The 26,399-nt window shown below is 59.4% G+C and carries 25 protein-coding genes; 7 read left to right on the top strand and 18 right to left on the bottom strand.

Annotated elements, in window-relative coordinates; genetic code table 11:
• The first annotated feature begins 51 nt into the window (after window positions 1-51).
• On the top strand, window positions 52-2,604 hold the full coding sequence (mutS, locus tag D781_RS03770; protein ID WP_015670989.1) for a DNA mismatch repair protein MutS: 2,553 nt from the start codon (window positions 52-54) through the stop codon (window positions 2,602-2,604).
• A 72-nt stretch (window positions 2,605-2,676) separates the two neighbouring features.
• On the opposite strand, the gene rpoS is transcribed toward mutS, so the two are convergent.
• The 8 genes from rpoS to ftsB form a co-directional block, all read right to left on the bottom strand.
• Complete coding sequence (gene rpoS / locus D781_RS03765) at window positions 2,677-3,675, bottom strand: RNA polymerase sigma factor RpoS (RefSeq protein WP_015670988.1); 999 nt, start codon at window positions 3,673-3,675, stop codon at window positions 2,677-2,679.
• A 54-nt stretch (window positions 3,676-3,729) separates the two neighbouring features.
• A complete protein-coding gene (gene nlpD / locus D781_RS03760; protein WP_015670987.1) occupies window positions 3,730-4,731 on the bottom strand; it encodes a murein hydrolase activator NlpD in 1,002 nt (333 codons plus the stop codon).
• 320 nt (window positions 4,732-5,051) lie between these two features.
• Window positions 5,052-5,678, bottom strand: coding sequence for a protein-L-isoaspartate(D-aspartate) O-methyltransferase (locus D781_RS03755; protein WP_015670986.1), 627 nt, complete (start codon window positions 5,676-5,678; stop codon window positions 5,052-5,054).
• On the bottom strand, window positions 5,672-6,433 hold the full coding sequence (surE, locus tag D781_RS03750) for a 5'/3'-nucleotidase SurE (RefSeq protein WP_015670985.1): 762 nt from the start codon (window positions 6,431-6,433) through the stop codon (window positions 5,672-5,674). The genes D781_RS03755 and surE overlap by 7 nt, the downstream gene beginning before the upstream one ends.
• On the bottom strand, window positions 6,414-7,460 hold the full coding sequence (gene truD, locus D781_RS03745) for a tRNA pseudouridine(13) synthase TruD (RefSeq protein WP_015670984.1): 1,047 nt from the start codon (window positions 7,458-7,460) through the stop codon (window positions 6,414-6,416). Before truD ends, surE begins: the two co-directional genes overlap by 20 nt.
• A gap of 4 nt (window positions 7,461-7,464) precedes the next feature.
• Window positions 7,465-7,938, bottom strand: coding sequence for a 2-C-methyl-D-erythritol 2,4-cyclodiphosphate synthase (ispF, locus tag D781_RS03740; RefSeq protein WP_015670983.1), 474 nt, complete (start codon window positions 7,936-7,938; stop codon window positions 7,465-7,467).
• An 11-nt stretch (window positions 7,939-7,949) separates the two neighbouring features.
• Window positions 7,950-8,657, bottom strand: coding sequence for a 2-C-methyl-D-erythritol 4-phosphate cytidylyltransferase (ispD, locus tag D781_RS03735; protein ID WP_041411713.1), 708 nt, complete (start codon window positions 8,655-8,657; stop codon window positions 7,950-7,952).
• A 2-nt stretch (window positions 8,658-8,659) separates the two neighbouring features.
• Window positions 8,660-8,977, bottom strand: a complete 318-nt coding sequence (ftsB, locus tag D781_RS03730) for a cell division protein FtsB (protein ID WP_015670981.1) — start codon at window positions 8,975-8,977, stop codon at window positions 8,660-8,662.
• A gap of 403 nt (window positions 8,978-9,380) precedes the next feature.
• On the opposite strand from ftsB, the gene D781_RS03725 reads away from it, so the two are divergent.
• From D781_RS03725 to D781_RS03715, 3 genes are read left to right on the top strand one after another with little or no spacing between them, the layout of a single operon-like run.
• Entirely contained in the window at window positions 9,381-10,142 is a 762-nt protein-coding gene (locus tag D781_RS03725) for a basic amino acid ABC transporter substrate-binding protein (RefSeq protein WP_015670980.1), read from the top strand.
• A 57-nt stretch (window positions 10,143-10,199) separates the two neighbouring features.
• Window positions 10,200-10,967: an amino acid ABC transporter permease gene (locus D781_RS03720; protein WP_102024951.1), complete on the top strand. Its 768-nt coding sequence runs from the start codon at window positions 10,200-10,202 to the stop codon at window positions 10,965-10,967.
• Window positions 10,951-11,673 (top strand): amino acid ABC transporter ATP-binding protein, encoded by a 723-nt coding sequence (locus tag D781_RS03715; RefSeq protein ID WP_015670978.1) that lies wholly within the window; start codon window positions 10,951-10,953, stop codon window positions 11,671-11,673. The genes D781_RS03720 and D781_RS03715 overlap by 17 nt, the downstream gene beginning before the upstream one ends.
• 50 nt (window positions 11,674-11,723) lie before the next feature.
• Here the strand turns inward: D781_RS03715 and D781_RS03710 are convergent, their stop codons facing one another.
• From D781_RS03710 to D781_RS03685, 6 genes are all read right to left on the bottom strand, one after another.
• Window positions 11,724-12,041 (bottom strand): DUF3561 family protein, encoded by a 318-nt coding sequence (locus D781_RS03710; protein WP_015670977.1) that lies wholly within the window; start codon window positions 12,039-12,041, stop codon window positions 11,724-11,726.
• 94 nt (window positions 12,042-12,135) lie between these two features.
• The gene (gene cysC, locus D781_RS03705) at window positions 12,136-12,765 is read right to left on the bottom strand and encodes an adenylyl-sulfate kinase (RefSeq protein WP_015670976.1); all 630 of its coding nucleotides are present in this window, start codon (window positions 12,763-12,765) and stop codon (window positions 12,136-12,138) included.
• 2 nt (window positions 12,766-12,767) lie between these two features.
• Window positions 12,768-14,195: a sulfate adenylyltransferase subunit CysN gene (cysN, locus tag D781_RS03700; protein WP_015670975.1), complete on the bottom strand. Its 1,428-nt coding sequence runs from the start codon at window positions 14,193-14,195 to the stop codon at window positions 12,768-12,770.
• Between the two features lie 11 nt (window positions 14,196-14,206).
• Complete coding sequence (gene cysD / locus D781_RS03695; protein WP_015670974.1) at window positions 14,207-15,115, bottom strand: sulfate adenylyltransferase subunit CysD; 909 nt, start codon at window positions 15,113-15,115, stop codon at window positions 14,207-14,209.
• A gap of 10 nt (window positions 15,116-15,125) precedes the next feature.
• Complete coding sequence (gene cysG, locus D781_RS03690) at window positions 15,126-16,556, bottom strand: siroheme synthase CysG (protein ID WP_015670973.1); 1,431 nt, start codon at window positions 16,554-16,556, stop codon at window positions 15,126-15,128.
• Window positions 16,557-16,738: 182 nt separating this feature from the next.
• Window positions 16,739-17,182, bottom strand: a complete 444-nt coding sequence (locus tag D781_RS03685) for a hypothetical protein (RefSeq protein ID WP_015670972.1) — start codon at window positions 17,180-17,182, stop codon at window positions 16,739-16,741.
• 238 nt (window positions 17,183-17,420) lie between these two features.
• Here D781_RS03685 and D781_RS03680 point away from each other — a divergent pair, with 238 nt between their 5' ends.
• Entirely contained in the window at window positions 17,421-18,494 is a 1,074-nt protein-coding gene (locus D781_RS03680) for an aminopeptidase (RefSeq protein ID WP_015670971.1), read from the top strand.
• A 63-nt stretch (window positions 18,495-18,557) separates the two neighbouring features.
• Here D781_RS03680 and D781_RS03675 read toward each other — a convergent pair whose 3' ends face one another.
• From D781_RS03675 to cysJ, 3 genes are read right to left on the bottom strand one after another with little or no spacing between them, the layout of a single operon-like run.
• Window positions 18,558-19,289, bottom strand: a complete 732-nt coding sequence (locus tag D781_RS03675; protein WP_015670970.1) for a phosphoadenylyl-sulfate reductase — start codon at window positions 19,287-19,289, stop codon at window positions 18,558-18,560.
• 17 nt (window positions 19,290-19,306) lie between these two features.
• The gene (gene cysI, locus D781_RS03670; RefSeq protein WP_015670969.1) at window positions 19,307-21,022 is read right to left on the bottom strand and encodes an assimilatory sulfite reductase (NADPH) hemoprotein subunit; all 1,716 of its coding nucleotides are present in this window, start codon (window positions 21,020-21,022) and stop codon (window positions 19,307-19,309) included.
• Entirely contained in the window at window positions 21,022-22,827 is a 1,806-nt protein-coding gene (cysJ, locus tag D781_RS03665) for an NADPH-dependent assimilatory sulfite reductase flavoprotein subunit (RefSeq protein ID WP_015670968.1), read from the bottom strand. Before cysJ ends, cysI begins: the two co-directional genes overlap by 1 nt.
• 529 nt (window positions 22,828-23,356) lie before the next feature.
• Here cysJ and queD point away from each other — a divergent pair.
• Window positions 23,357-23,716 (top strand): 6-carboxytetrahydropterin synthase QueD, encoded by a 360-nt coding sequence (queD, locus tag D781_RS03660; protein ID WP_015670967.1) that lies wholly within the window; start codon window positions 23,357-23,359, stop codon window positions 23,714-23,716.
• Between the two features lie 55 nt (window positions 23,717-23,771).
• Here queD and queE read toward each other — a convergent pair whose 3' ends face one another.
• Complete coding sequence (queE, locus tag D781_RS03655) at window positions 23,772-24,443, bottom strand: 7-carboxy-7-deazaguanine synthase QueE (RefSeq protein WP_015670966.1); 672 nt, start codon at window positions 24,441-24,443, stop codon at window positions 23,772-23,774.
• Between the two features lie 262 nt (window positions 24,444-24,705).
• On the opposite strand from queE, the gene D781_RS03650 reads away from it, so the two are divergent.
• A complete protein-coding gene (locus D781_RS03650) occupies window positions 24,706-26,046 on the top strand; it encodes an aromatic acid/H+ symport family MFS transporter (RefSeq protein ID WP_015670965.1) in 1,341 nt (446 codons plus the stop codon).
• Window positions 26,047-26,399: the final 353 nt, after the last annotated feature.

Below are 26,399 nucleotides of genomic sequence, written 5' to 3'. Positions count from 1 at the left end.
GGTAAGCATCATGCTCATGACGCATAATCAGAACATAACGCAGTGAACATTATGGAAAACAAAGAATACGTCGAACACACGCCGATGATGCAGCAATACCTGCGCTTAAAGGCGCAGCATCCTGAAATTCTGCTGTTCTATCGGATGGGTGACTTCTACGAGCTGTTTTATGACGATGCCAAGCGCGCTTCACAGCTGTTGGATATCTCCCTGACCAAGCGCGGCGCCTCCGCGGGCGAACCTATCCCGATGGCCGGCGTGCCGCACCATGCGGTAGAAAACTATTTGGCCAAGCTGGTGCAGCTGGGCGAATCCGTCGCCATCTGTGAGCAGGTCGGCGATCCCGCCGCCAGCAAAGGCCCGGTGGAGCGCAAAGTGGTGCGCATCGTCACGCCCGGCACCGTCAGCGACGAAGCGCTGCTGCAGGAGCGGCAGGACAATCTGCTAGCCGCCATCTGGCAGGACGCGCGCGGCTTCGGCTACGCCACGCTGGACATCAGCTCCGGCCGTTTCCGCGTTGCCGAGCCGGAAGACGTGGAAACCATGGCGGCCGAACTGCAACGCACCAATCCGGCCGAGCTGCTGTACCCGGAAAACTTTGAGCAGATGGCGCTGATCGAACAGCGCCACGGCCTGCGCCGCCGCCCGCTGTGGGAGTTTGAGCTGGACACCGCGCGTCAGCAGCTGAACCTGCAGTTCGGCACCCGCGATCTGACCGGCTTCGGCGTAGAACAGTCGCAGCAGGCGCTGCGCGCCGCCGGCTGTCTGCTGCAGTATGTCAAAGATACCCAGCGCACCGCGCTGCCGCACATCCGCGGCATCACCATGGAGCGCCAGCAGGACGGCATCATTATGGACGCCGCCACCCGCCGTAACCTGGAAATCACCCAAAGCCTGTCCGGCGGCAGCGAAAACACCCTGGCGGCGATCCTCGACCGCACCGTCACGCCGATGGGCAGCCGGATGCTGAAGCGCTGGCTGCATATGCCGACGCGCGACGTTAAGGTGCTGAACAACCGCCAGCAGGCGATTGGCGCATTACAGGATCTGACCGCCGACCTGCAGCCGCCGCTGCGCCAGGTGGGCGATCTGGAGCGTATTCTGGCGCGTCTGGCGCTGCGGACCGCACGCCCGCGCGATCTGGCGCGTATGCGTCACGCCTTCCAGCAACTGCCGGATATTCGCGCGCTGCTGCAGGACGTCGAGGCAACGCACGTGCAGCAGTTGTTGGCGCTGGTCGGCCAGTTCGACGAGCTGCAGGACCTGCTGGAGCGCGCAGTGGTTGAAGCACCGCCGGTGCTGGTGCGTGACGGCGGCGTCATCGCCACCGGCTATAATGCCGAGCTGGACGAATGGCGTGCTCTGGCGGACGGCGCCAGCGACTACCTCGATCGGCTGGAGATCCGCGAGCGTGAAAAGCTGGGCCTGGATACGCTGAAGGTCGGCTTCAACGGCGTACACGGTTACTATATTCAGGTCAGCCGCGCCCAGAGCCATCTGGTGCCTATTCATTACGTACGCCGCCAGACGCTGAAAAACGCCGAGCGTTACATCATTCCCGAACTGAAGGAGTATGAGGACAAGGTTCTCACCTCCAAGGGCAAAGCGCTGGCAATTGAAAAGGCGCTGTATGACGAGCTGTTCGACCTGCTGCTGCCGCATCTGGGCGAGCTGCAGCAAAGCGCCAGCGCACTGGCGGAACTCGACGTGCTCGCCAACCTAGCGGAGCGGGCGGAAACGCTCAACTATGCCTGCCCGACCATGAGCGAGCAGCCAGGCATCCGCATCACCGAAGGCCGCCACCCGGTGGTGGAGCAGGTGTTGAGCGAGCCGTTTATCGCCAACCCGGTCGCACTGTCGCCGCAGCGTCGCATGTTGATCATTACCGGTCCGAACATGGGGGGTAAAAGCACCTATATGCGACAAACGGCGCTGATCGTGCTGATGGCGCATATCGGCAGCTACGTGCCGGCCGCTAAAGCCAGCATCGGCCCGGTCGACCGTATCTTTACCCGCGTCGGCGCGGCGGACGATCTGGCCTCCGGCCGCTCCACCTTTATGGTGGAGATGACCGAAACCGCCAATATTCTGCACAACGCGACCGAACATAGCCTGGTGCTGATGGATGAAATCGGCCGCGGCACCTCGACCTACGACGGTCTGTCGCTGGCCTGGGCCTGCGCTGAAAATCTGGCTAACCGCATCAAGGCGATGACGCTGTTCGCCACCCATTACTTCGAGCTGACTACCCTGCCGGAGAAAATGGAAGGCGTGGTTAACGTGCATCTGGACGCGCTGGAGCATGGCGACACCATCGCCTTTATGCACAGCGTGCAGGACGGCGCCGCCAGCAAGAGCTACGGGCTGGCGGTAGCCGCGCTGGCCGGCGTACCGCGCGACGTCATCAAACGCGCACGGCAGAAGCTGCGCGAGCTGGAAACGCTCTCCAACCACACCGCTGCCGGTACGGTAGACGCCACTCAGATGACGCTGCTGGCCGAAGAGACCTCGCCGGCGGTAGAGGCGCTGGAGACGCTGGATCCGGATTCACTCAGCCCGCGTCAGGCGCTGGAGTGGATTTACCGTCTGAAAAGCCTGGTCTAATCCGCCTTACCGGCCATAAAAAAACGGTGAGCTAACGCTCACCGTTTTTATTTCATCCTCAGGCAACCGAGATTATTCGCGGAACAGCGCCTCAATGCTCAACCCTTGCGTCTGCAGGATTTCACGCAGGCGACGCAGCCCTTCCACCTGAATCTGGCGCACGCGCTCACGCGTCAGGCCAATCTCGCGGCCAACGTCTTCCAGCGTCGCCGCTTCATAGCCCAGCAGGCCGAAACGTCGCGCCAGCACTTCACGCTGTTTGGCGTTCAGTTCGAACAGCCATTTGACGATGCTCTGTTTCATATCATCGTCCTGCGTGGTGTCTTCCGGGCCGTTATCCTTTTCGTCAGCCAGAATATCCAGCAGCGCTTTCTCCGAGTCGCCGCCCAGCGGCGTATCCACTGAGGTAATGCGCTCGTTTAGACGCAGCATGCGGCTTACGTCATCCACCGGCCGGTCGAGCTGCTCGGCAATCTCTTCGGCGCTCGGCTCATGATCCAGTTTATGTGAAAGCTCGCGCGCGGTGCGCAGATAGACGTTAAGTTCTTTGACGATATGGATAGGCAGGCGAATGGTGCGGGTCTGGTTCATGATCGCACGTTCAATGGTCTGCCGGATCCACCAGGTGGCATAGGTGGAGAAACGGAAACCTCGTTCCGGGTCGAATTTTTCGACCGCGCGGATCAGGCCCAGGTTACCTTCTTCAATCAGATCCAGCAGCGCCAGGCCGCGGTTGCTGTAGCGACGGGCGATTTTCACCACCAGACGCAGGTTACTTTCGATCATACGACGGCGGGACGGCACGTCACCACGTAGCGCCCGCCGCGCAAAATAAACTTCTTCCTCTGCGGTCAGCAGAGGCGAATAGCCGATTTCTCCGAGATAGAGCTGCGTTGCGTCTAGCACACGCTGGGTTACCCCTTGAGACAGCAGCTCTTCTTCAGCTAAATCATTCTCGCTGGCCTCGGTTTCAGCCAGCGCTTTTTCATCAAATGATTCCGCCTCAACTCCGTTCTCGTCGAAATCTGCATCACTGTGTAACTCGTTAACTTTCAGCGTATTGTGGCTCATAAGCTGCTCCTACCCGTGATACCGCGAGCAGAATATCAGCATATTCTGCCCAATCTATCGCTGCGGAAGATAACGCAGCGGGTTTACGGATTTCCCCTTGTAACGAATTTCAAAATGCAAACGTACTGAACTGGTTCCGGTGCTACCCATGGTGGCTATTTTTTGACCCGCCTTCACTTCTTGTTGTTCCCGGACCAGCATTGTGTCGTTATGAGCGTAGGCGCTCAGGTAATCATCATTATGTTTGATGATGATTAGATTACCGTAACCCCGTAAAGCATTGCCGGCGTACACAACGCGACCATCGGCGGTCGCAAAAATGGCTTGCCCACGAGTGCCAGCGATATCGACCCCTTTATTCCCACCGTCTGATGAGGAAAAGTTATCAATGACCTTACCGTCAGTCGGCCAACGCCAGGTACTGACTGGCGAATTATTACTGGCGGCGCTGCTCGCCGGAGGCGTAGCAACTGGCGCGGTAACAGGAGCAGTGGCGCTTCCCGCCGCGGCGGCTCCTGCTGCAGGTAACATCTTACCTACATTCTGTTTACCCGAATTGTCAGAATACGCGTTAGTTGGTTGAGAATCAACCGTTGCCGTTTGGATCTGACTGCTGGACGGTGGTTTAGGAATACCGCCAGCGGTGGCGTCCGTTGCCGCCACGACGCCGCCGCCGGCATTGGCTGAACCATTACCAAGTTGAATGGTTTGGCCAACATTCAGGCTATAAGGTTCAGGAATATTGTTGCGTTGCGCCAGGTCACGGAAGTCATTGCCGGTAATCCAGGCGATATAGAACAGCGTGTCGCCGCGCTTTACCGTATAGGTACTGCCGTTGTAGCTGCCTTTTTGAATTGAATCATAGCTGCGATTATAAACAATGCGCTCTTGCGGCGTGGCCTGCGCGGCCGGCACGGCGGCACTGCCGGCCGTCATCGGGCTGCCGCCACCGCCGTTAACGCTGCTGATAGGGGCAGAAGACGAACCGCTGTTCGTACAACCCGCCAACCACATACCGATCATCGTACACACCGCAACCCGGCGAAAAGTAATCATTGGGCTTCCCGTGCTCATGCTTCCCCCATTACAGCATCTATAGCCAAAAAATATCCTATACAGCGTAGCTGAGCTTTAAGTCTTTTCTCAGTTTCTGGCTGGAAAGGTTCCCCTGACCGACGCCCGAATACCAGGCCATCTCCCGTCAGAGAGTCAAAAATGCGTTGTCAATGTAGCGGTCTCAACGCGTCCGCGCTATCAGATAACGCCGCAGATAAGGCAATTGTATTGAAAATTAGTCTTATTGGAACGCTAAAAACCGCTCCTGACGTATGAAAGTGCAACAGATTTTGCGTTTAGTCGATAAAACAGACAATCGGTTACGCCAGCTCGCCTTTTACCAGCGGAACAAAGCGCACTGCCTCCACCGCATCAATCACAAACTCGCTACCGCGACGTTGGATGCGCTTGAGAATCTGTGACTGGTCCCCCACCGGCAACACCATAATGCCGCCGTCGTCCAGCTGCGCCATCAGCGCCTGCGGGATTTCCAGCGGCGCCGCCGTCACGATAATGGCGTCGAACGGCCCGCGCGACGCCCAGCCTTGCCAGCCGTCGCCGTGGCGGGTGGAAACATTGTGCAGGTCGAGCTGCTTCAGGCGGCGCTTGGCCTGCCACTGCAGCCCTTTGATGCGCTCGACGGAGCACACGTGCTGAACCAGATGTGCCAGAATGGCCGTCTGGTAGCCGGAACCGGTGCCAATCTCCAGCACGCGCGAGGTCGGCGTCAGGTTCAGCAGTTCGGTCATGCGCGCCACTGTATACGGTTGGGAGATCGTTTGCCCCGACCCTATCGGCAACGCGGTATTTTCATAGGCTTTATGCTGGAGCGCTTCATCGACAAAGCGCTCACGCGGCACGGCCGCCATGGCCTGCAACAGTTTTTCGTCCTGGATCCCCTGCTGACGCAGCTGCGCCAGCAATGTTTGCATTGGCTTACTCACCATTCCCCGCTGACCTCGGCTTTGGTTAACCATGTTTTTACCACATCCTGGGCGGCATACGCGGTTAAATCCACCTGTAACGGCGTCACCGCAACATAGCCCTGCTCAACGGCAGCAAAATCGGTATCCGGTCCGGCATCACATTGCTCCCCCGGCGGCCCAATCCAATAAAGATCCCGCCCGCGCGGATCCTGCTGACAAAATACCTGCTCCGCCGGATGACGGCTGCCGCAGCGGGTCACACGGATCCCTTTGATATCAGCGAGCGGTACGTCCGGCACGTTGACGTTGAGAATTTTTCCGGTGCGCAGCGGCTCGCGCAGCAACGCGCGCAACAGTCGGCAGGTCACGGCCGCCGCGGTCTCATAATGCTGATGACCATTGAGCGATACCGCCAGCGCCGGCAGGCCCAAATGCCGCCCTTCCATCGCCGCCGCCACGGTGCCGGAATAGATCACGTCGTCGCCCAGATTGGGGCCGGCGTTAATGCCGGAGACGACAATATCCGGTGCCGGGCGCATCAGGGCGTTTACGCCCAGATAGACGCAGTCGGTCGGCGTGCCCTGCAGTACGGCAATATCGCCGTTCGGCAACGTTTGGGTGCGCAGCGGCGCATCCAGCGTCAACGCATTGGAGGCGCCGCTGCGGTTGCGATCGGGCGCCACCACCATCACGTCGGCGAACTCGCGCAGCGCCGCCGCCAGCACCTGAATGCCCGGCGCGCTGACGCCGTCGTCGTTACTCAGTAATATCCGCATCACGGTTATCCTGCTGCATAATTTCGCGAACTACGCTGGTAGCGAAACTGCCGGCCGGCAGCCAAAAACGCAGTTCAACGGTGACATCATCCCACCAGTTCCATTGCATATTCTGCGGCTGCAACAGCAAAGCGCGTCTGGCGGGGTCTACGCGTTCGCGCTTTAAGAGACTAAGCAATTCCGGCTGTTGCGCCAAGCACTGTTGTTCAAAATCCAGCGCGGCGCCGGCAGTGCCAGGCTCGCCGTCGCCAGGTAACGGCGCAGTAATCAGCAGTTCGCCGTCATTCACACGCTGCTGTACGCTCTCCAGCTCGTCCGCCTTGGCGACAAACCAGCTGCCGCGTCCGCTCAGCTGCAGCGCGTCGCCTTCCAGCACGCAGCGTTGCTGCTGATTGGCCAGCCGCGCCGAGGTCACCAGATTAAACAGGGCACTGCGGCTGGCGGAAAGGTAAAAGCTACGCTTGTTGCGCTCTTTGACGCGGATTTCATCATTGGCCCAGCGGCGCGCCATCGTCAGGTTATTGCCGCCGTGACCAAAGCGCTGGCTGCCGAAATAGTTCGGCACGCCGTCCGCGGCAATCGCCTGCAGGCGCTGCTCAACGTCGTCACGATCGCTGATATGGCGCAGCACCAGCGTAAAGCCGTTGCCTTTCAGCGTGCCAATGCGCAGCTTACGGCGGTGACGGGCGGCGGCGAGCACTTCGCAGCCCTCCAGTTCGAAACGGCCGAGGTCGGGCGTCTCCTTGCCCGGCAGGTGCAGACAGAACCACTGCTCGGTCACCGCATGACGGTCTTTCAGGCCGGCATAACTGACCGCGCGGCCGTGAACGCCAGCAAAACGCGCCAGATAGTCGGCGACAAACTGCGTATTGCAGCCGTTTTTACGAATATTGACCAGCAGATGCTCGCCTTCGCCGTCCGGCGTAAAGCCCAGGTCTTCCACCACCACGAAATCTTCCGGGTTGGCCTTCAGCACGCCGCTGGCCTGCGGCTGACCGTGCAGCCAGGTCAGATTTGCCATATCCATCGGTTTACTCCTTGATTAACAAGGCAACCGCTTCGCAGGCAATCCCTTCGCCACGGCCGGTGAACCCCAGTTTTTCCGTGGTGGTCGCCTTCACGTTGACGTCGTCCATATGGCACTGCAGATCTTCCGCCAGGAAAACACGCATCTGCGGGATATGCGGCGCCATCTTCGGCGCCTGAGCGATAATCGTGACGTCCAGGTTGCCCAGGCGGTAGCCTTTGGCGCGGATACGGCGCCAGGCCTCACGCAGCAGCTCACGGCTGTCGGCACCTTTAAAGGACGGGTCGGTATCCGGGAACAGTTTGCCGATATCGCCCAGCGCGGCGGCGCCCAGCAGCGCATCGGTAGCAGCGTGCAGCGCCACATCACCGTCGGAATGGGCCAGCAAACCTTGTTCGTAAGGAATGCGGACGCCACCGATCACCAGCGGGCCTTCGCCGCCGAATTTATGTACATCAAAACCGTGACCGATTCGCATCAAGCCTGCTCCTATTGGTTCAACTGGGTTAAATAAAACGCCGCCAGCCGTAAATCTTCCGGCCGCGTCACTTTAATATTATCGGCGCGCCCCGCCACCAGCAGCGGATGGTAACCGCAATGCTCCAGCGCCGAGGCTTCATCGGTGACGTTCGCCCCTTCATCCATCGCCCGCTGCAGGCAGTGCTTCAGCAACGCCAGCGGGAAAAACTGCGGCGTCAGCGCATGCCATAAGTCCTGGCGCTCCACCGTATGGGCGATGGCCGCCACGCCGCTTTCCGCACGCTTCATGGTATCGCGCACCGGCGCGGCGAGGATGCCGCCCACGTTGCTGTGTTCGGCGATCGCCAGCAGGCGCTCGAGATCGTCGGCATGCAGACACGGGCGCGCGGCATCATGCACCAGCACCCACTCGGCGTCGCCTGCCAGCTGCAGGCCGGCCATCACCGAATCGGCGCGCTGCCGGCCGCCGACCGTCACCACCACCCGCGGGTCGCGGGCAATCGGTAAACGGGCAAAATGGTCGTCGTCCGGGCCGATGGCCACGATCGCCTGACGGACACGCGGATGACGCAGCAACGCGTGGATCGCATGTTCAAGAATAGTTTGGTTGCCGATGGTGAGGTACTGCTTTGGGCAATCTGTTTGCATACGGCTGCCGATGCCTGCCGCCGGCAGCACGGCAACCACCTGCGGCAAGGAGCCTGCGGAGTGATTCATGTTTATTTTACGTTGTTTTGCGAGGAAGGCGTCACGCCGCGTCTGGCTTGGTCAGGAACCAGACGATAGAAAGTTTCTCCGGGCTTGATCATGCCCAGCTCGTTACGCGCGCGCTCTTCAATCGCTTCCTGACCACCGTTAAGATCGTCGATTTCGGCGAACAGCTGATCGTTACGCGCCTTCAACTTGGCGTTGCTGCCCTGCTGGACTGCAACATCGTCATTGACCCGCACGTAATCGTGAACCCCATTTTTGCCCAGCCACAGCGAATACTGTAACCAGCCAAGCAATGCCAACAATAGTAGCGTAAGTTTTCCCATCCGCGCCCCCTGAAAAACCGCCTAATCATCCCACAACTTTCCGTTGGACTCCACACTGAGAGCGGCATTTCGCCGCCAGTTTAAGAGTACGGATGAGAACTTATGTGCGTTTATAACCTAAAAATGCGCTAAAAGCGGCAAAAAAACCTTCGCGACCGGAAAAAACCGGATGAAAGCCCAACAACCGCGCGCCCGCGGTGCATATTTTGTACAGAGCATAACACTGGCCGGGTGGCAAAGCCGCCACGGTTTCCACCAGCCAACCGCTAAAAATGAATATTTAACACCATAAACCAACAAAACCTACCGGTACGGTTGTAATTTCATCCTCTCGTTATTATTTTTATGCAGTAAATATGAATAAACACCAACAAAGACAACCATAACCTTCCGGGGATCCACCATGTTAAAACACCTGCTGTTAATGGCAGCCTGCCTGACCGTCGGCTTTTCCGCCGCGGCTGAAACTACCTACGTCGTCGGCTCCGGCGGCACTTACCGCCCATTCGAGTTCGAAAACAGCAATAAACAGCTGGAAGGTTTTGATATTGATATTATCAAGGCCGTCGCCGCGGCCGAAGGCTTCAAGATCAAGCTGGTCAATACGCCGTGGGAGGGCATTTTCGCCACGCTGAACTCCGGCGACCGCGACATCATCATCTCCGGCATTACCATTACCGATAAACGCAAGCAGATGGTGGAGTTCTCCACGCCGTACTTCCCGGCAGAACAGGCGATCGTGGTGCCGAAGGACTCGACGGTCGACGCCATTGCCGCACTGAAAACGCTGAAGGTCGGCGTGGTCAACTCCAGCACCGGCGATATCGTCGTCTCCGACGTGCTGGGGAAAAACAGCACCGCCATCAAGCGCTTCGACAACACGCCGCTGATGCTGCAAGAGCTGTATGAAGACGGCATCGGCGCTGCGGTTGGCGACGTCGGCGTCGCCAAGTTCTATATCAAAACGCATCCGGAAAAGCAGTTTAAGCTGGTGTCCGACGCCAAGTTTGAGCGGCAGTATTTCGGCATCGCCGTCGCAAAAGGCAACGATGAGCTGCGCGACAAAATCAATGCCGGCCTGAAGAAAATCATCGCCGACGGCACCTACGCCAACATCTACCAGACCTGGTTTGACAATAACGTTCCCACGCTGCCGGCCCAATAATCCACTGCCTGATACGGGCCGGATGCCTCCGGCCCTGCAACTGCCAATAAGGAACTTATCGTGAATTTCCGCTGGGAGATCATCCAGGAATACGCGCCGCTGTTTATGGAAGGCGCCTGGATGACCATCAAATGCACCATTATCTGCGTGCTGCTGGGCACCACCTGGGGTCTGATCCTCGGTTTAGGCCGGCTGGCGCAGGCGCCGCACGGCGTCTGGAAACCCATTTTGCACTACGGCGTTCAATGGCCGGTGCGTATCTATATCAGCGCCTTCCGCGGTACGCCGCTGTTTGTGCAGATCATGGTGGTGCACTTCGCCCTGGTGCCGCTGTTTATCAACCCGCGTGACGGCCTGCTGGTCGCCTGGGGCATCATGAGCAGCGATTTCGCCCGCGAGCTGCGCGCCGACTACGGCGCCTTCCTGTCCTGCGTGGTGGCGATCACGCTCAACGCCGGCGCCTATGTGTCGGAAATTTTTCGCGCCGGTATCCAGTCCATCGACCGCGGGCAGATGGAGGCCTCGCGCTCGCTCGGCATGAGCTACGGCAAAACCATGCGCAAGGTGATTTTGCCGCAGGCATTCCGCCGTATGCTGCCGCCGCTGGGCAACAACGCCATCGCCATCGTGAAGGACTCCTCGCTGGCCTCCGCCATCGGCCTGGCCGATCTGGCCTACGCGGCGCGCACCGTGTCCGGCGCCTACGCCACCTATTGGGAGCCCTACCTGACCATCTCACTGGTCTATTGGGTCATCACCTTCTTGCTGTCGCTGATGGTGCAACATATGGAAAAGAGGTTCGGTAAAAGTGATTCGCGTACATAACCTGCAAAAACAGTTTGGCGCCACCCACGTGCTGCGCGGCATTGACTGCCAGATTGCCGCCAATGAAGTGGTGTGCGTTATCGGTCCGTCCGGCTCCGGCAAGAGCACCTTTCTGCGCTGCCTCAACGCGCTGGAAACGCTGTCCGGCGGTGAGATCGAGGTCAACGGCTTCGCCATTCACGATCAGAAGACCGATCTCAATAAAATGCGCGCCAGCGTCGGCATGGTGTTCCAACGCTTTAATCTGTTCCCGCATATGACGGTGCTGGAAAATATCATTATGGCGCCGATGGACGTAAAGCGGCTCGCCCGCGCCGACGCCACGCGGCAGGCTGAAACGCTGCTGCGCAAGGTCGGCCTGCTGGATAAGATCGACGCCTATCCCGGCAGCCTGTCCGGCGGTCAGCAGCAGCGGGTGGCGATTGCGCGCGCGCTGGCGATGGAGCCGAAAATCATGCTGTTTGACGAGCCGACCTCCGCGCTGGATCCGGAGCTGGTCGGCGAAGTGCTGGCGGTGATCAAGGCGCTGGCCCACGAAGGCATGACGATGGTGGTAGTGACGCACGAAATGGCGTTCGCCCGCGAAGTGGCGGATCGGGTGCTGTTTATCGATCAGGGGGTTATTCAGGAGGAAGGTACGCCGCAGCAGATATTTACCCAGCCGGTCAACCCGCGGACGCAGGCGTTTTTAAGCAAAGTTTTGTAACCTTCGGCACGGCTTTGCAATCAGTCGGCGTGCGCTGCGCGCCCGGCTGGTTACCAACCACTCAGCAGGCTGAACACCAGCCAGAACAGACAAAGCACCGCAACGCCGGTCAGCAGCAGCGTCAAAATCAGACGTCCGCGCAGCAGCATGCTGAGCGTAATGCCGATCAGCACCGAAACCGGCATCAGCGCCAGGAAAAAGGGCCAGGTATACAGCAGGAAAAACAGCGTGTTGGAGCCATAGACCAGGAACGGCAACGCAAACGCCAGCCAATAGAACACAAAGCCGCTGACGCCACCGAGAAACGAGTAAGAAGGCTCTTCTTTCTCTGATGTTGGATCAACCACGACGGGTGAGACATTTTGCATAGTAATCCCTGGTTATTCATCGCGCTCAGCACGCTCTGCGGCGTGTCAGAGTAAAAAGCGCATGGCAGATAACCGCCACACGCTTTTTGGGAACTCAGGGTTTGATAATAGCCTGACCACGCAGCACGTCTAACAATTGCGCAACCAAATTTGTTACCAATTGTTCGCCATCCAGGTGGATATCCACCGCCTCCGGTGCCTGATAAACCGCGTCGATACCGGTAAAATTACGCAGCTCGCCGGCGCGGGCTTTTTTGTATAAGCCCTTCGGATCGCGCGCTTCACAGATGGCCAGCGGCGTGTCGACAAACACTTCGACAAACTGACCGTCACCCAGCATCTCGCGCACCATTTGCCGTTCAGCGCGGTGCGGGGAGATAAACGCGGTCAGCACCACCAGACCGGCGTCCACCATCAGCTTCGCCACTTCACCAACCCGGCGGATATTCTCGCGTCGGTCATCATCCGAGAAGCCCAGATCGCGGCACAGCCCGTGGCGTACGTTATCGCCGTCAAGCAGGTAGGTGCGCACGCCCATCGCGTGCAGCGCCTGTTCCAGCGCGCCGGCCACGGTGGATTTCCCCGAGCCGGACAGCCCAGTAAACCACAGCACCACACCGCGGTGGCCATTGCGCGTTTCACGGTCCGCACGCGTTACCGCATGCGGATGCCACACCACGTTTTCATCATCCGGCCCGGTCGGCCGTACTTCACGCTCGGCCACGCTTACCGGCCTCCGAGCAGGTCGCGCGCACCCCAGTGCGGGAAGTGTTTACGCACCAGCGCATTCAGCTCCAGCTCAAAGGCGCTGAACTCGCCGGCGGCGGCGGCGGTAGCCTGCTGCGCCTCGCGGATCAGGCCTGCGCCGACGGTGACGTTGCTCAGGCGATCGATAATGATCATGCCGCCGGTGTCCGGGTTACTCTGGTAGCTGTCGAGCACCAGCGGTTCGTCAAAGGTCAGCTCCACCAGGCCGATGCCGTTCAGCGGCAGGCTGTCGGCCTGGTACTGCGCCAGAGAGTTGATTTCTACCTGATGGCGAATCGCCTCCACCCGGGCGCGGGTTTTCTTGCCGGCCACCTTGATATCGTAGCTTTGCCCCGGCTGCAGCGGCTGTTCCGCCATCCAGACCACGTCCACCAGCGCGCTCTGCGCCGCCTGCAGCGCGTCATCGGCCGCCACCAGCAGATCGCCGCGGCTGATATCGACTTCATCCTGCAGCACCAGCGTCACCGCCTCGCCCGGCACCGCTTCCTGCAGGTCGCCGTCAAAGGTGACGATGCGCGCGATGCTGGACTCCACGCCGGAAGGCAGCACTTTTACCCGCTGGCCGACGTGCGCCTTGCCGGCAGACAGCGTACCGGCGTAGCCGCGGAAATCCAGGTTCGGACGGTTGACATACTGCACCGGGAATCGCAGCGGCTGAGTGGCCGAACGGCCAATCACCTCAACGCTTTCCAGCACTTCCAACAGCGTCGGGCCGCTGTACCATGGCATATGGACGCTCTGGCCGGCGACGTTATCACCGTCCAGCGCCGACAACGGCACAAACTTGATATCCAGATCGTTTGGCAACTGCTGGGCAAACGTCAGGTAGTCCTGCTTGAACTGTTCAAACACCTGCTCGCTGTAATTCACCAGATCCATTTTATTGACCGCCACCACCAGGTGACGAATGCCGAGCAGCGTGGCGATAAAGCTGTGGCGGCGCGTCTGATCCAGCACGCCTTTGCGCGCGTCAATCAGCAGAATCGCCAGATCGCAGGTCGATGCGCCGGTGGCCATATTGCGGGTGTACTGCTCATGCCCCGGCGTATCGGCGATGATAAATTTACGCTTCTCGGTGGAGAAATAGCGGTAGGCCACATCGATGGTGATGCCCTGCTCGCGTTCCGCCTGCAGGCCATCCACCAGCAGCGCCAGGTCAAGCTTTTCCCCCTGCGTGCCCAGACGTTTGCTGTCGGTGTGCAGCGTGGACAGCTGATCTTCATAAATCTGGCGGGTATCGTGCAACAGGCGGCCAATCAGGGTGCTTTTGCCGTCATCGACGCTGCCGCAGGTCAGGAAACGCAGCAGGCTCTTATGCTGCTGCGCATGTAAATAGGCTTCCACCCCGCCCTGTTCGGCGATTTGTTGTGCAATTACGTTGTTCATCCGGTGGCTCCTCAGAAATACCCTTGACGCTTTTTCAGCTCCATCGAACCGGACTGATCGCGGTCAATCATCCGGCCCTGACGTTCGCTGGTGGTGGAGACCAGCATCTCCTCGATGATTTCCGGCAGCGTTTCCGCCGAGGATTCCACCGCGCCGGTCAGCGGCCAGCAGCCCAGCGTACGGAAGCGCACCATGCGCTGGCTGATCACTTCGCCCGGCTGCAGGTCGATACGGTCGTCGTCCACCATCATCAACATACCGTCGCGCTCCAGCACCGGGCGCGGCTTCGCCAGATACAACGGCACGATGTCGATATTTTCCAGGAAGATGTACTGCCAGATATCCAGCTCGGTCCAGTTCGACAGCGGGAAGACGCGGATGCTTTCCCCTTTGTTAATCTGGCCGTTGTAGTTGTGCCACAGCTCTGGGCGCTGGTTCTTCGGATCCCAGCGGTGGAAACGGTCGCGGAATGAGTAAATGCGTTCTTTGGCGCGGGACTTCTCTTCATCGCGCCGCGCACCGCCGAAGGCGGCGTCAAAACCGTACTTGTTCAGCGCCTGCTTCAGGCCTTCGGTTTTCATGATATCGGTATGCTTGGCGCTGCCATGCACGAACGGGTTAATCCCCATCGCCACCCCTTCCGGGTTTTTATGCACCAGCAGCTCAAAGCCGTACTCTTTCGCCGTGCGGTCGCGGAACTGATACATCTCCTGGAATTTCCAGCCGGTATCCACGTGCAGCAGCGGGAACGGCAGGGTGCCCGGATAGAAGGCCTTGCGCGCCAGATGCAGCATCACCGAGGAGTCTTTACCGATGGAGTACAGCATCACCGGGTTGCTGAATTCAGCGGCAACTTCACGGATGATATGGATACTCTCCGCCTCCAATTGCCGCAAGTGAGTGAGTCGTTTTTCGTCCATAACAGATCCTTTAAGCCAAATTCACTACGGCGGGACGCGCGGCCCCGTCCGTCTGAGGTTGATGCCCAAACCAGGCGATTTGATGGTGCAGTTCCACCACCTCGCCAATCACCAACAGCGCCGGCAACGGCGCCTGCTGGGCTAATTGTTCCAACTGCTGCAACGTGCCGGTCAGCACCTGCTGGTCAGCGCGCGTGCCGCGGCTGATGACCGCCACCGGAGTCTGCGCCTCGCGGCCATGGGCAATCAGGCGCTGGCTGATATCCGCCGCCTTCATGGTGCCCATGTAAATCGCCAGCGTCTGACGCGCGCGCGCCAGGTCGGCCCAGTCCAGCCCGTCACCGTCGGGACGACAGTGGCCAGTGATAAAAGTCACGCTCTGCGCATGGTCGCGGTGGGTCAGCGGGATACCGGCATAGGCCGTTGCGCCGGCCGCCGCCGTCACGCCCGGCACCACCTGGAACGGGATCCCCGCCGCCGCCGCAACCTGCAACTCTTCGCCGCCGCGGCCGAAAATAAACGGATCGCCGCCTTTCAGGCGTACCACGCGTTTCCCCTGTTGCGCCAGTTCCACCAACAGGCGGTTGGTCTCTTCCTGAATAACCAGATGCGCGCCGGCGCGTTTGCCCACGCAGATGCGTTCCGCGTCGCGGCGCACCAGATCGAGGATCTGGTCGCTCACCAGGTGGTCGTACAGCACCACATCGGCCTGCTGCATCACCTGCAGGCCGCGCAAGGTCAACAAACCGACATCCCCCGGCCCGGCGCCGACCAGGGCAATCTCGCCCTGCGTCGCCTCATCACCGGCGGCAAACGCGGCCAGATCCTGCTCCAGCTGCTGCTGCGCCTGCTGCGGTTGCTCATTGGCCGTCAGCGTGGCGAAGCGGCCGTTCAGGGACTTCTCCCAGAAACGACGACGTGCGCCGATCGAACTCAGCTGCTGTTTCACCCGAGTGCGGAAACCGCCGGCCAGCTGCGCCATCGTGCCAAGACTGGCCGGCAGCAGCGCCTCCAGCTTTTCACGCAGCATCCGCGCCAGCACCGGCGCTTTGCCGCCGGACGACACCGCCACCACCAGCGGCGAGCGGTCGACAATCGATGGGAAAATAAATGAGCAGCGCGGCTGATCGTCCACTACGTTGGCCAGCACGCGGCGCTTATCCGCCTCGGCGTAAACCTGTGCGTTCAGCGCGGCGTCGTCGGTCGCGGCGATCACCAGAAACACCTCGTCCAGCTGATGCGGCGCAAACGCCTGCCCCAGCCAGTTGATGCCTCCAGACTGGCGACGTTGTTCAAGTTCAGGTGACAGCGACTGCGCAACTATCCGTATTTCAGCCCCGGCGCGCGCAAGCAGTTCCACCTTGCGCGCAGCAACTTCACCGCCGCCAACGACCAGTACCGGACGCTGTTTCAGATCGGCAAATATTGGTAGATAGTCCACAACAGCCTTTTCATATAACGGAAAGATAGTGTGACTATACGGGCTGCGATTTAGCCCCTGAAATGACGAAAAGGAATGAGATGTGCATTTATGGAATATAGGCCGCAGCGCGGGCACGGCAAGCACCATGCGCGCGCCGGGCAGAGGCGTCTTGCCAGCCGTTCAAAACAGGGCGAAGCGGCTCAGAACCACAGCTTGGCGGCGGTCATGCACAGTGCGGCAACGCCAATAATCGTCGACGCCATCCACTTGGTTTGCGTCGTTATTTCCCGGTGCAGCAGAGCCACCTCCTTATGCAGATCGCCCTTGGTGACAAACTCCAGCGAACGCATGTTCAGCGCCGCCAAATCCAGTTTGACCTGGTTGACGTCCACCTCCACCCGTTCAACACGTTTTTCCACGCCTTCAATACGCCGATCCATCCCCTCAATACGCAGATCCATTCGCTCAACGCGCTGCTCCATCCGTTCGACACGCAGATCCATTCGCTCAACGCGCTGCTCCATCCGTTCGACACGCAGATCCATCTGTTCCACGCGCTGTTCCATCCGTTCAGCACGTTGGTCCATGCGCTCAATCTGTTGCTCAACCACGCCCAGCCGGTTGTCCAGTTTATCCAGCATCATACGCTCTCCCTGCCGTGAAAAGTCATCTCGTCGGATAGTAGCCCTATTTTTCAGGTGGTTAAATAGCGATACCGCTAATTTGCCATACGTCTCGCAATCACCGCCGGCCCCTCCTTACGGCCACGTTCGCGGCATAAATTAAGAGCGGATGAAATTGTTTAATCCGGCATTGCGTTTCATACTAAGGCCGAAAAAAATAATCGGCGTGATTGAGCGCCTACGAGAAGGATTTTCCGCTATGTATTCCCGCCAGAGTCTGAAAGCCGGCCTGTTGGCCGCGGCATTCAGCAGCGTTTTTTGCGCCTCCGCCGCCACTCAACCCGGCCAGGACGCGCCAATGGGTAAATACGCCGCCGAAAAAATGCGTTATATCGCCACCTACTTCCCGGGACGTATGGCCGGCAGCCCGGCAGAGCAGCTGGCCGCCGACTACCTGAAACAACAGTTCGGCCAGATGGGCTACCAGAGCAATATCCGCAGCATTAACAGCCGCTACCTCTACAGCAACAAAAACGGCAGCGAAAACTGGCGCAATATCCGGGTGAATTCGGTGATCGCTGCCAAAAGCGGCGAGCAGCCGCAGCAGATCATCGTGATGGCGCACTTCGATACCTATACGCCGCGCAGCGATGCCGACGTCGACAACAACCTGGGCGGCCTGACGCTGCAAGGGGTCGACGATAACGCCTCCGGCGTCGGCGTGATGCTGGAGCTGGCGCAGCGGATGAAGGATATCCCCACCCGCTACAGCCTGCGCTTTATCGCCGCCAGCGGCGAAGAGCTGGGCTCGCTGGGCGCAAAAAATTACCTGCAGCGCATGAGCGCCGAAGAGCGGGCGAACACGCTGCTGGTGATTAACCTCGACAGCCTGATCACCGGCGACAAACTCTATTTCCACGCCGGCCGCAACACGCCGCCGAAGATCGCCAAACAGAGCCGCGATCGGGCGCTGGATATCGCCCACCGCTACGGTATCGCCGCCGCCCTTAACCCGGGCAACGACAAATACCCGCGGGGCACCGGCTGCTGTTCCGATCAGCAGGTGTTTGACGTCGCGCGCATCCCGGTGATGGCGGTCGAGGCCACCAACTGGACGCTGGGCAAAAAAGACGGCTATCAGCAGCGTGCCGTCAGCCCCCACTTCCCGCAGGGCGTCAGCTGGCACCGGCCGCAGTACGACAACGTGCAGTATCTGGATCGCCATCTGCCGGGGCGGATTGATAAACGCAGCCGGGACAGCGTGCAGGTACTGCTGCCGCTGTTAAAAGAACTGGCGCAGGCGCACCCGGCGGCCAAAGCGAAAAAATCATAAAAAAAGGGATGGCTGACGCCATCCCTTGCCGGTTATTCCGTGCGCATACTCAGCGCATCCGGTTTACTCATGCAGCCCGCATTCGCGTTTCAGGCCAAAGAAGCGCGTCTCTTCTTCATTCATGCCCGGCTCCCACTTGCGCGTGGTATGGGTATCGCCCACCGACAGGTAGCCCTGATCCCGCAGCGGGTGGTAGCTCAGCCCGTGTTCCGTCAGATACTGATAAATCTGCCGGTTATCCCAGTCGATAATCGGCAGCACCTTAAAGACGCCGCGCTGCACCGCCAGCACCGGCAAATGGGCGCGGCTGCCGGATTGCTCGCGGCGCAGGCCGGCGAACCAGGTGTTGGCACCCAGCGTTTCCAGCGCACGGTTCATCGGTTCAACCTTGTTAAGCTGGTTATAGCGCTCAATGCCCTCAACGCCCTGCTCCCACAGTTTGCCGTAGCGCGCCTCCTGCCAGGCCGGCGAATGCTCGGCGCGGAACACCTGCAGGTTCAGATTCAGTTTGTCGGTCAGCTGATCGACAAACTGATAGGTTTCCGGGAACAGATAGCCGGTATCGGTCAGGATCACCGGGATATCCGGCTGGATACGCGTTACCAGATGCAGACAGACCGCGGCCTGAATCCCGAAGCTGGAAGAGAGCACAAACGCGCCCGGCAGTTGCTCCAGCGCCCACTCGACGCGCTGCTGCGCGGAGAGCCGCTCCAGTTTGCCGTTGACCTCAGCCAGCGCCAACGCCTGCCCGGATTTCGGCAGCGCATTCAGCGCCGCCAGATCGAATTCAGCCATGTTGTCAGCCTCCACGGTTAGTCCCAGAAATCCTGCGCCGGATCCACCACCGGGCGAATAATGCCGGCGCGGATGGTGAAGTCGCCGAACCCTTCGCCCGCGTTGCGCTCTTGCGCCCAGCGGCCGACCAGTTGGTCGATCTCCTGCAGGATCTGCTCCTCATTGATGTTCTCGCGATACATGCGCGGAATACGCGTACCTTCACGGTTGCCGCCCAGATGCAGGTTATAACGGCCGACCGCCTTGCCCACCAGGCCGATCTCCGCCAGCAGCGCGCGGCCGCAGCCGTTCGGGCAGCCGGTCACGCGCAGCACCATGTGCTCATCGCCCACCCCGTGCTGATGCATGATGCCTTCAACCTTGGTGACGAACTGCGGCAGGAAGCGCTCGGCCTCCGCCATCGCCAGCGGACAGGTCGGGTATGACACGCAGGCCATTGAATTTTTACGCTGTTCGCTGACGCCGTCGTCGATCAGGCCGTGCGCACGGGCGATGGCTTCAATACTGGCCTTCTCACTTTCCGGCACGCCGGCGACGATCAGGTTCTGGTTGGCGGTCAGGCGGAAGTCGCCCTGATGCACTCTGGCGATTTCCGCCACGCCGCTTTTCAGCGGACGGCCCGGATAGTCCAGCAGGCGGCCGTTTTCGATAAACAGCGTCAGGTGCCAGTGGTTATCCACCCCTTTCACCCAGCCGATGCGGTCGCCGCGGCCGGTAAACTCATAGGGCCGAATCGGCTCGAAGGTGATGCCGGCGCGTTTTTCCACTTCGGCGCGGAAGGTCTCCACGCCGACGCGCTCCAGCGTATATTTGGTTTTGGCGTTTTTACGATCGGTGCGGTTGCCCCAGTCGCGCTGGGTAGTGACTACCGCCTCGGCCACCGCCAGCGTATGCTCCAGCGGAATGTAGCCGAACTCACTGGCGTTACGCGCATAGGTTTTCTTGTTGCCGTGCTCAATCGACAGGCCGCCGCCCACCAGCAGGTTAAAGCCCACCAGCTTGCCGTTTTCCGCAATGGCGACAAAGTTCATATCGTTGGCGTGCAGATCGACGTCGTTCTGCGGCGGGATCACCACCGTGGTTTTAAACTTGCGCGGCAGATAGGTCGGGCCGAGGATCGGCTCCTCGTCGGTGGTCGCCACCTTCTCTTTATCCAGCCACACTTCCGCATAGGCGCGGGTGCGCGGCAGCAGATGTTCAGAGATTTTCTTCGCCCACTCGTAGGCTTCCTGATGCAGCTCAGACTCCACCGGGTTCGAGGTGCACAGCACGTTGCGGTTGACGTCGTTGGCGGTCGCCAACGCGTCCAGCCCCAGTTTGTTCAGCAGCTGATGCACCGGCTTCACATTGCCCTTCAGAATACCGTGGAACTGGAAGGTCTGACGGTTGGTCAGGCGAATGCTGCCGTACAGCGTGCTCTCTGCGGCAAACTTATCAATACCCAGCCACTGCTGCGGGCTGATAATGCCGCCGGGCAGGCGGCAGCGCAGCATCATCGCATGGCGCGGCTCCAGCTTCTGCTCGGCGCGTTCGGCGCGGATATCGCGGTCATCCTGCTGGTACATGCCGTGGAAACGGATCAGCAGAAAGTTGTCGCCGTTAAAGCCGCCGGTCAGACCGTCGTTCAAATCGTCGGCGATGGTGCCGCGCAGGAAGTTACTCTCACGCTTCATGCGTTCGGCATCGGCCAGTTTGCCTTCTACAACCAGAGGGCCGGGGTGTTTATCACTCATCAGTAAACATCTCGCTGATAACGGCGCTCAAAGCGCAGCTCACTTAAAAATTCGTCGGCCTGCTCGGCATCCATTCCACCGTGCTCGGCGACCAGTTCCAGTAATGTATTTTCCACGTCTTTCGCCATGCGATTGGCATCGCCGCAGACGTAAATGTGCGCGCCTTGCTGGATCCAGCGCCACACTTCCGCGCCCTGTTCGCGCAGTTTGTCCTGTACATACACCTTGTGCTGCTGGTCACGTGACCAGGCCAGATCGATGCGGGTCAACAGACCGTCTTTCACATAGCGCTGCCACTCCACCTGATAAAGGAAGTCTTCGGTAAAGTGCGGGTTGCCGAAGAACAGCCAGTTTTTACCGCCGGCGCCGTCGGCGTCGCGCTGCTGCATAAAGGCGCGGAACGGCGCAATGCCGGTGCCGGGGCCGATCATGATCACCGGCGTATCCGGGTTGGCCGGCAGGCGGAAATTGTCGTTGTGTTCGATAAACACCCGCACATCGCCGTCTTCCTCCAGGCGGTCGGCCAGGAAGCTCGAGGCGCCGCCGGCGCGCGCGCGGCCGTCAATGTCATAACGCACTACGCCGACGGTCACGTGCACTTCGTTTTCCGTTTCCGCCTGCGAAGAGGCGATGGAATAGAGGCGCGGCGTCAGCGGACGCAGCAGGCCGAGCAGCTGTTCGGCACTGAGTTCGACCGGCGCCTGACGCACCATATCGACGATCGGCGTATTGTGCGCATACTGCTGCAGCGCGGCTTTATCGGCCACCAGCGCCAGCAGTTTTTCATCCCGCGCCAGCGCCGCATATTTTTCCACGATCGGCGTGGTGTTCTGGGTCAGTTCATAGTAGCTGCGCAATGCGTCGCTCAGCGACAGCGTTTTGCCGTCCACCTCGACCGTTTCATCGCCTTTCAGCCACAGCAGCTGCACCAGTTCGTCAACCAGCGCCGGATCGTTATCGAACCAGACGCCCAAGGCGTCGCCCGGCTGATAGCGCAGTCCGGCGTCCCCCAGGTCGATCTCGATGTGGCGCACGTCTTTATCGGAATTGCGGCCGGTGACCTTCTGGTTCACCGCCAGCTGCGCCGTCAGCGGCTGCTCTTTGCTGTACGGGCTGCTGTCGAGCAGGTCCACCGCACCGCCGGCCAGCACGCCCGGTGCCACGCTTTCCGTCGGCGCGCGATCTTTCAGCACCGTCACCACCTGCTTGCGCCAGGCGGTCGCGAGATCCTGATACTCGACGTCGGCATCAACGCGCTCCACCAGACGCTCGGCACCCAGCTCCGCCAGTTTGGCGTCGAAATCCTTGCCGGACTGGCAGAAGTTTTCATAGGAGGTATCGCCCAGGCCAAACACCGCAAAGGCGGTCTCGTTCAGCTTCGGCGCTTTTTTGGAGTGCAGGAACTTATGCAGCGCCACCGCCTCTTCCGCCGGCTCGCCTTCGCCCTGCGTGGAGGCCACCACGATCAGCAGGCGCTCCTGAGCGATCTGCTTGTATTTGTAATCTCCGGCACTGACCAGATTGACGCTCAGCTTGGCCGCCAGCAGATCGTCGCGCAGCTGCTCCGCCAGGCGGCGGGCGTTACCGGTCTGCGAGGCGGAAATAATGGTAATGCTCGGCGCGGCAGCAGCGGCGGGCGCGGCCGGCAAGGCGACGGCTCCGGGCTGTTGGTTAACCATTCCCCAGAAGTAACCGGACAGCCACGCCAGCTGCGTCGGCGAATAGTCGCCAATCGCCGCCTGCAGGTTAGAGAGCTGTTCGGGCGTCAGCGGGAGCAAAGATGTTGGAGGAGCCTGAGTCGTCATTGCGGACATAATTCCTATGCTTAGCCAGTGTCATTCGCTGTCTTTTCGTTCAGTCTGATTTCCTGAAAAGATCAGGAGAGTTTGTAAGGTTACCGAGCCAAATAGCAACGAATAAATAAGGGATAGCAATAATTAATAACCAAAATGACTAAGCTGTTTTACTGGTAAGGCATAACGCTTAAAGCGCTAAGGATTCATTTTTATCATCATGAATTTAAAATGATTTTTTTGATGTTTTTTGAATGAATCGCATTCAGCGGCTAACCGCTTCTATTGATATGCCCACGGCGATCAATAAAAAACCGGCAACCGGCGGCACAGCGATGGCCCAAAACCAGCATCCCCAGCATAGTTGGCGCTGCGGCAAGGCGGCAAGTACGCGAGTCCCCGGGAGCTTACATCAGTAAGTGACCGGGGTGAGCGTGCGCAGCCAACACCGCCGCGGCGTCAAATATGAAGGGGATTAAATGGCAAGCAATGCGGCTTTCCGGTAGTATGCGTCGGTTTTTGAGTCAATGAGGCCGTAACAATGGCAACCACGCTGTTTAAAGATTTTCAATTTGAAGCCGCACACCGCCTGCCGCATGTGCCTGAAGGCCATAAATGCGGCCGTCTGCACGGGCATTCGTTTATGGTGCGTCTGGAAGTAACCGGTGAGGTCGATGCCCACACCGGCTGGGTAATGGACTTTGCCGAACTGAAAGCCGTATTCAAACCCGTTTGGGAGCGGTTGGATCACCATTATCTGAACGATATTCCAGGGCTGGAAAATCCGACCAGCGAAGTGCTCGCCGCCTGGATTTGGCAGCAGCTGAAGCCGCAGCTGCCGGAACTGAGCGCGGTGATGGTGAAAGAAACCTGCACCGCCGGCTGCGTATATAAAGGCTAAGGGTGCGAAGATAACGGGCGCGCTGCGCCGCGTCCCGCTATCTGCCCCGACGGGCTCAGGCAATATTCAGATATTTATGCGTCTGCATCGACAAACGCCAGTTACGTTCAATGCAGGTGGCAATACAGAGTTTGGTCGCTTCATCTTTCTGGCTGATCGGCTGCAGGGCGATCACCCGCCGTTTCTCATCGTGCAGCGTTGCCAGCAGCGCATCCAGCGCCTCGATATCCCGCTGACGCCCGACCGGGTGTTTGATTTCATCCGCGCGCATTAACGCCTGATCCAACACTTTCATCCCCCCGCGCATATTCACCTTCGGTGAAACCGTCACCCAGGTATTCTCTGTACACCGCACTTCATGGGTGCCGCTGGTTTCAATCTGGCAACCGTAACCGTGCGCTTCAAACAGACGGGTCAGCGGGAGCAAATCGTAAATGCACGGCTCGCCGCCGGTAATGACGATATGACGCGCGCTGTAGCCCTGCTGGCCGATTACCGCCAGCAGCTGCTCGGCGCTGGCGCTGCCCCAGGCGTCGCTCTCTTCGGTTTTCACCAAAATGCGCTGCATGTCCACTTCCCGATGAGCATCCTTTTCCCAGGTGTGTTTGGTATCGCACCAGCTGCATCCTACCGGACACCCCTGCAGGCGGATAAAAATAGCCGGAACGCCGGTGAAATAACCTTCGCCCTGTAAAGTCTGGAACATCTCGTTAATCGGGTACTGCATGCATCTCTCAATTTGAACGGGTAAAACGCGATTATCTCAGATTCCCGTCCGGCGGCCAAATAACCTCATTGCCGCCCTTTTGCCGCACCGGCGCGCAACTTTCGATCCTGCGTCGCAAAAATAACAATTAGCCAACAAATAAGATAAATGTATTTGACATTAATCCCCGCAAACCTCACTGATGTATATACATGCAAGCACAAGTCGGACAGCCGTTCCGGCGCTAATCACAATAACCACCACCAGCACTTTCGAGGGGACTATGGCTCATTCCACCAAGTTGAACATCCAGCAGGCGATCGACGACAGTAAGTTCTCGCTGTTCCACTGGACGCTGATTATTCTCGGTTTTTTGGTCCTGGCGATCGACGGTTTCGACACCGCCGCCATGGGTTATATTGCCCCGGCGCTGGCCGAGGACTGGGGGATCGTCAAGCAGGATCTGGGGCCGGTGCTGAGCGCCGCGCTGCTCGGGCTGTCGCTGGGCGCGCTGGTGGCCGGGCCGCTCTCCGACCGCATCGGCCGCAAGCGGGTGCTGGTGTTTTCCTGTCTGTTCTTCGGCCTGTCCAGCCTGGCGACCGCCTATGCCGGTTCGCTCGACAGCCTGACGCTGTGGCGTTTTCTCACCGGCCTTGGCCTGGGCGCCGCCATGCCCAACGCCATTACGCTGATTTCCGAGTATGCGCCGCAGCGCTGCCGTTCGCTGGCAATTAACACTATGTACTGCGGCTTTCCGCTGGGCGCCGCCGCCGGCGGCGCGATCTCCTCCTGGCTGATCCCCAGCTACGGCTGGCACAGCGTGCTGCTGCTCGGCGCCATCGCGCCGCTGATGCTGACGGTGCTGCTGGTGCTGTTGCTGCCCGAGTCGGTCAAATATCTGGTCAACCGCGGCAAGGATAGGCAGAAGATCAAACGCATTACCCAGCGCTTCAGCGGGAAAAACCTCGACGGCATCGAACACTTCTATCTGTACGAAACGCCGCTGGCGGCGTCAAAAAGCAGCGTCGGCCTGCTGTTCAGCCGCCCTTATCTGCTCGGTACCCTGATGCTGTGGGTCACCTACTGCATGGGGCTGGTGATCTACTACATGCTGCTGAGCTGGATGCCGATTCTGATGCAGGGCCTAGGTTATCAGTTGGAGCAGTCCGCCATGCTGACTTCGCTGTTCACCTTCGGCGGCACCGCCGGCATCCTGATGGCCGGCTGGATGATGGACCGCTGGAACGCGCATAAGGTGGTCGCCGCCGGCTTTATCATCACCGCGCTGCTGATCGTCGGCATGGCTACTGAAGATCGCCATATCGTTCTGCTCGGCGGGTTTATTTTCCTGATGGGCATTACCATGAACGGCGCGCAGTCGGGGCTGCAGACGCTGGCTGCCACCTACTACCCGACCCACAGCCGCGCCACCGGCATCGCCTGGATGCAGGGCATCGGTCGCTTCGGCGGCGTGGCCGGCACGATGGTCGGCGCACAGCTGATGGCGATGCAGTGGGAAGTGCGCAGCATCCTGCTGTTCCTGTGCCTGCCGGCGGCCATTGCCGCCGTCGCCACGCTGGTCAAAATGGCGCGCCGCAAGACGCTACAAACGGCCAGCTCCTGACGCTGACGGGCGCGGCTGGCCGCGCCCGACTCTCCGGTCATAACGCTTTTTTATCCATCACTTCAACTTGTAATTCTTATGTAAATTAATTGTGATTTGACACTCAAAAATGACGCGTTTTTTATTCATTTTTGCCTATCAGCTCACTATTCTGGCTCTCTTCTCCGACCTGACACCGTGCAAAAAAACAAATAACAAACTGATTATAAACAAAAATAATTTTATCTTATGTCATTTATTCGCTTAAGCGATTCGCTATTGCATATGCTTGTACATACAAGTATATGTTAATAAAACCTGACGCACTATTCAGACGTGATGGACAGGCAACAACGCCATCAATTCACACCGAT

Source organism: Serratia sp. FGI94, from assembly GCF_000330865.1.
Taxonomy (GTDB): Bacteria; Pseudomonadota; Gammaproteobacteria; order Enterobacterales; family Enterobacteriaceae; genus Serratia_B; species Serratia_B rubidaea.
Note: the sequence above shows the minus strand (reverse complement) of the source record. Positions and strands in the feature narration are given on the sequence as shown.

What these genes read in the sequence shown, in the direction of transcription:
- D781_RS03685 (WP_015670972.1), bottom strand. Translation starts at nt 17,182, where the DNA reads ATGATGCTGGATAAACTGGACAACCGGCTGGGCGTGGTTGAGCAACAG.
- surE (WP_015670985.1), bottom strand. Translation starts at nt 6,433, where the DNA reads ATGCGGATATTACTGAGTAACGACGACGGCGTCAGCGCGCCGGGCATT.
- D781_RS03755 (WP_015670986.1), bottom strand. Translation starts at nt 5,678, where the DNA reads ATGGTGAGTAAGCCAATGCAAACATTGCTGGCGCAGCTGCGTCAGCAG.
- mutS (WP_015670989.1), top strand. Translation starts at nt 52, where the DNA reads ATGGAAAACAAAGAATACGTCGAACACACGCCGATGATGCAGCAATAC.
- cysN (WP_015670975.1), bottom strand. Translation starts at nt 14,195, where the DNA reads ATGAACAACGTAATTGCACAACAAATCGCCGAACAGGGCGGGGTGGAA.
- queE (WP_015670966.1), bottom strand. Translation starts at nt 24,443, where the DNA reads ATGCAGTACCCGATTAACGAGATGTTCCAGACTTTACAGGGCGAAGGT.
- cysJ (WP_015670968.1), bottom strand. Translation starts at nt 22,827, where the DNA reads ATGACGACTCAGGCTCCTCCAACATCTTTGCTCCCGCTGACGCCCGAA.
- D781_RS03650 (WP_015670965.1), top strand. Translation starts at nt 24,706, where the DNA reads ATGGCTCATTCCACCAAGTTGAACATCCAGCAGGCGATCGACGACAGT.
- D781_RS03680 (WP_015670971.1), top strand. Translation starts at nt 17,421, where the DNA reads ATGTATTCCCGCCAGAGTCTGAAAGCCGGCCTGTTGGCCGCGGCATTC.
- ispF (WP_015670983.1), bottom strand. Translation starts at nt 7,938, where the DNA reads ATGCGAATCGGTCACGGTTTTGATGTACATAAATTCGGCGGCGAAGGC.
- D781_RS03675 (WP_015670970.1), bottom strand. Translation starts at nt 19,289, where the DNA reads ATGGCTGAATTCGATCTGGCGGCGCTGAATGCGCTGCCGAAATCCGGG.
- rpoS (WP_015670988.1), bottom strand. Translation starts at nt 3,675, where the DNA reads ATGAGCCACAATACGCTGAAAGTTAACGAGTTACACAGTGATGCAGAT.
- truD (WP_015670984.1), bottom strand. Translation starts at nt 7,460, where the DNA reads ATGGATATGGCAAATCTGACCTGGCTGCACGGTCAGCCGCAGGCCAGC.
- D781_RS03725 (WP_015670980.1), top strand. Translation starts at nt 9,381, where the DNA reads ATGTTAAAACACCTGCTGTTAATGGCAGCCTGCCTGACCGTCGGCTTT.
- nlpD (WP_015670987.1), bottom strand. Translation starts at nt 4,731, where the DNA reads ATGATTACTTTTCGCCGGGTTGCGGTGTGTACGATGATCGGTATGTGG.
- cysD (WP_015670974.1), bottom strand. Translation starts at nt 15,115, where the DNA reads ATGGACGAAAAACGACTCACTCACTTGCGGCAATTGGAGGCGGAGAGT.
- D781_RS03710 (WP_015670977.1), bottom strand. Translation starts at nt 12,041, where the DNA reads ATGCAAAATGTCTCACCCGTCGTGGTTGATCCAACATCAGAGAAAGAA.
- ftsB (WP_015670981.1), bottom strand. Translation starts at nt 8,977, where the DNA reads ATGGGAAAACTTACGCTACTATTGTTGGCATTGCTTGGCTGGTTACAG.
- queD (WP_015670967.1), top strand. Translation starts at nt 23,357, where the DNA reads ATGGCAACCACGCTGTTTAAAGATTTTCAATTTGAAGCCGCACACCGC.
- cysI (WP_015670969.1), bottom strand. Translation starts at nt 21,022, where the DNA reads ATGAGTGATAAACACCCCGGCCCTCTGGTTGTAGAAGGCAAACTGGCC.
- ispD (WP_041411713.1), bottom strand. Translation starts at nt 8,657, where the DNA reads ATGAATCACTCCGCAGGCTCCTTGCCGCAGGTGGTTGCCGTGCTGCCG.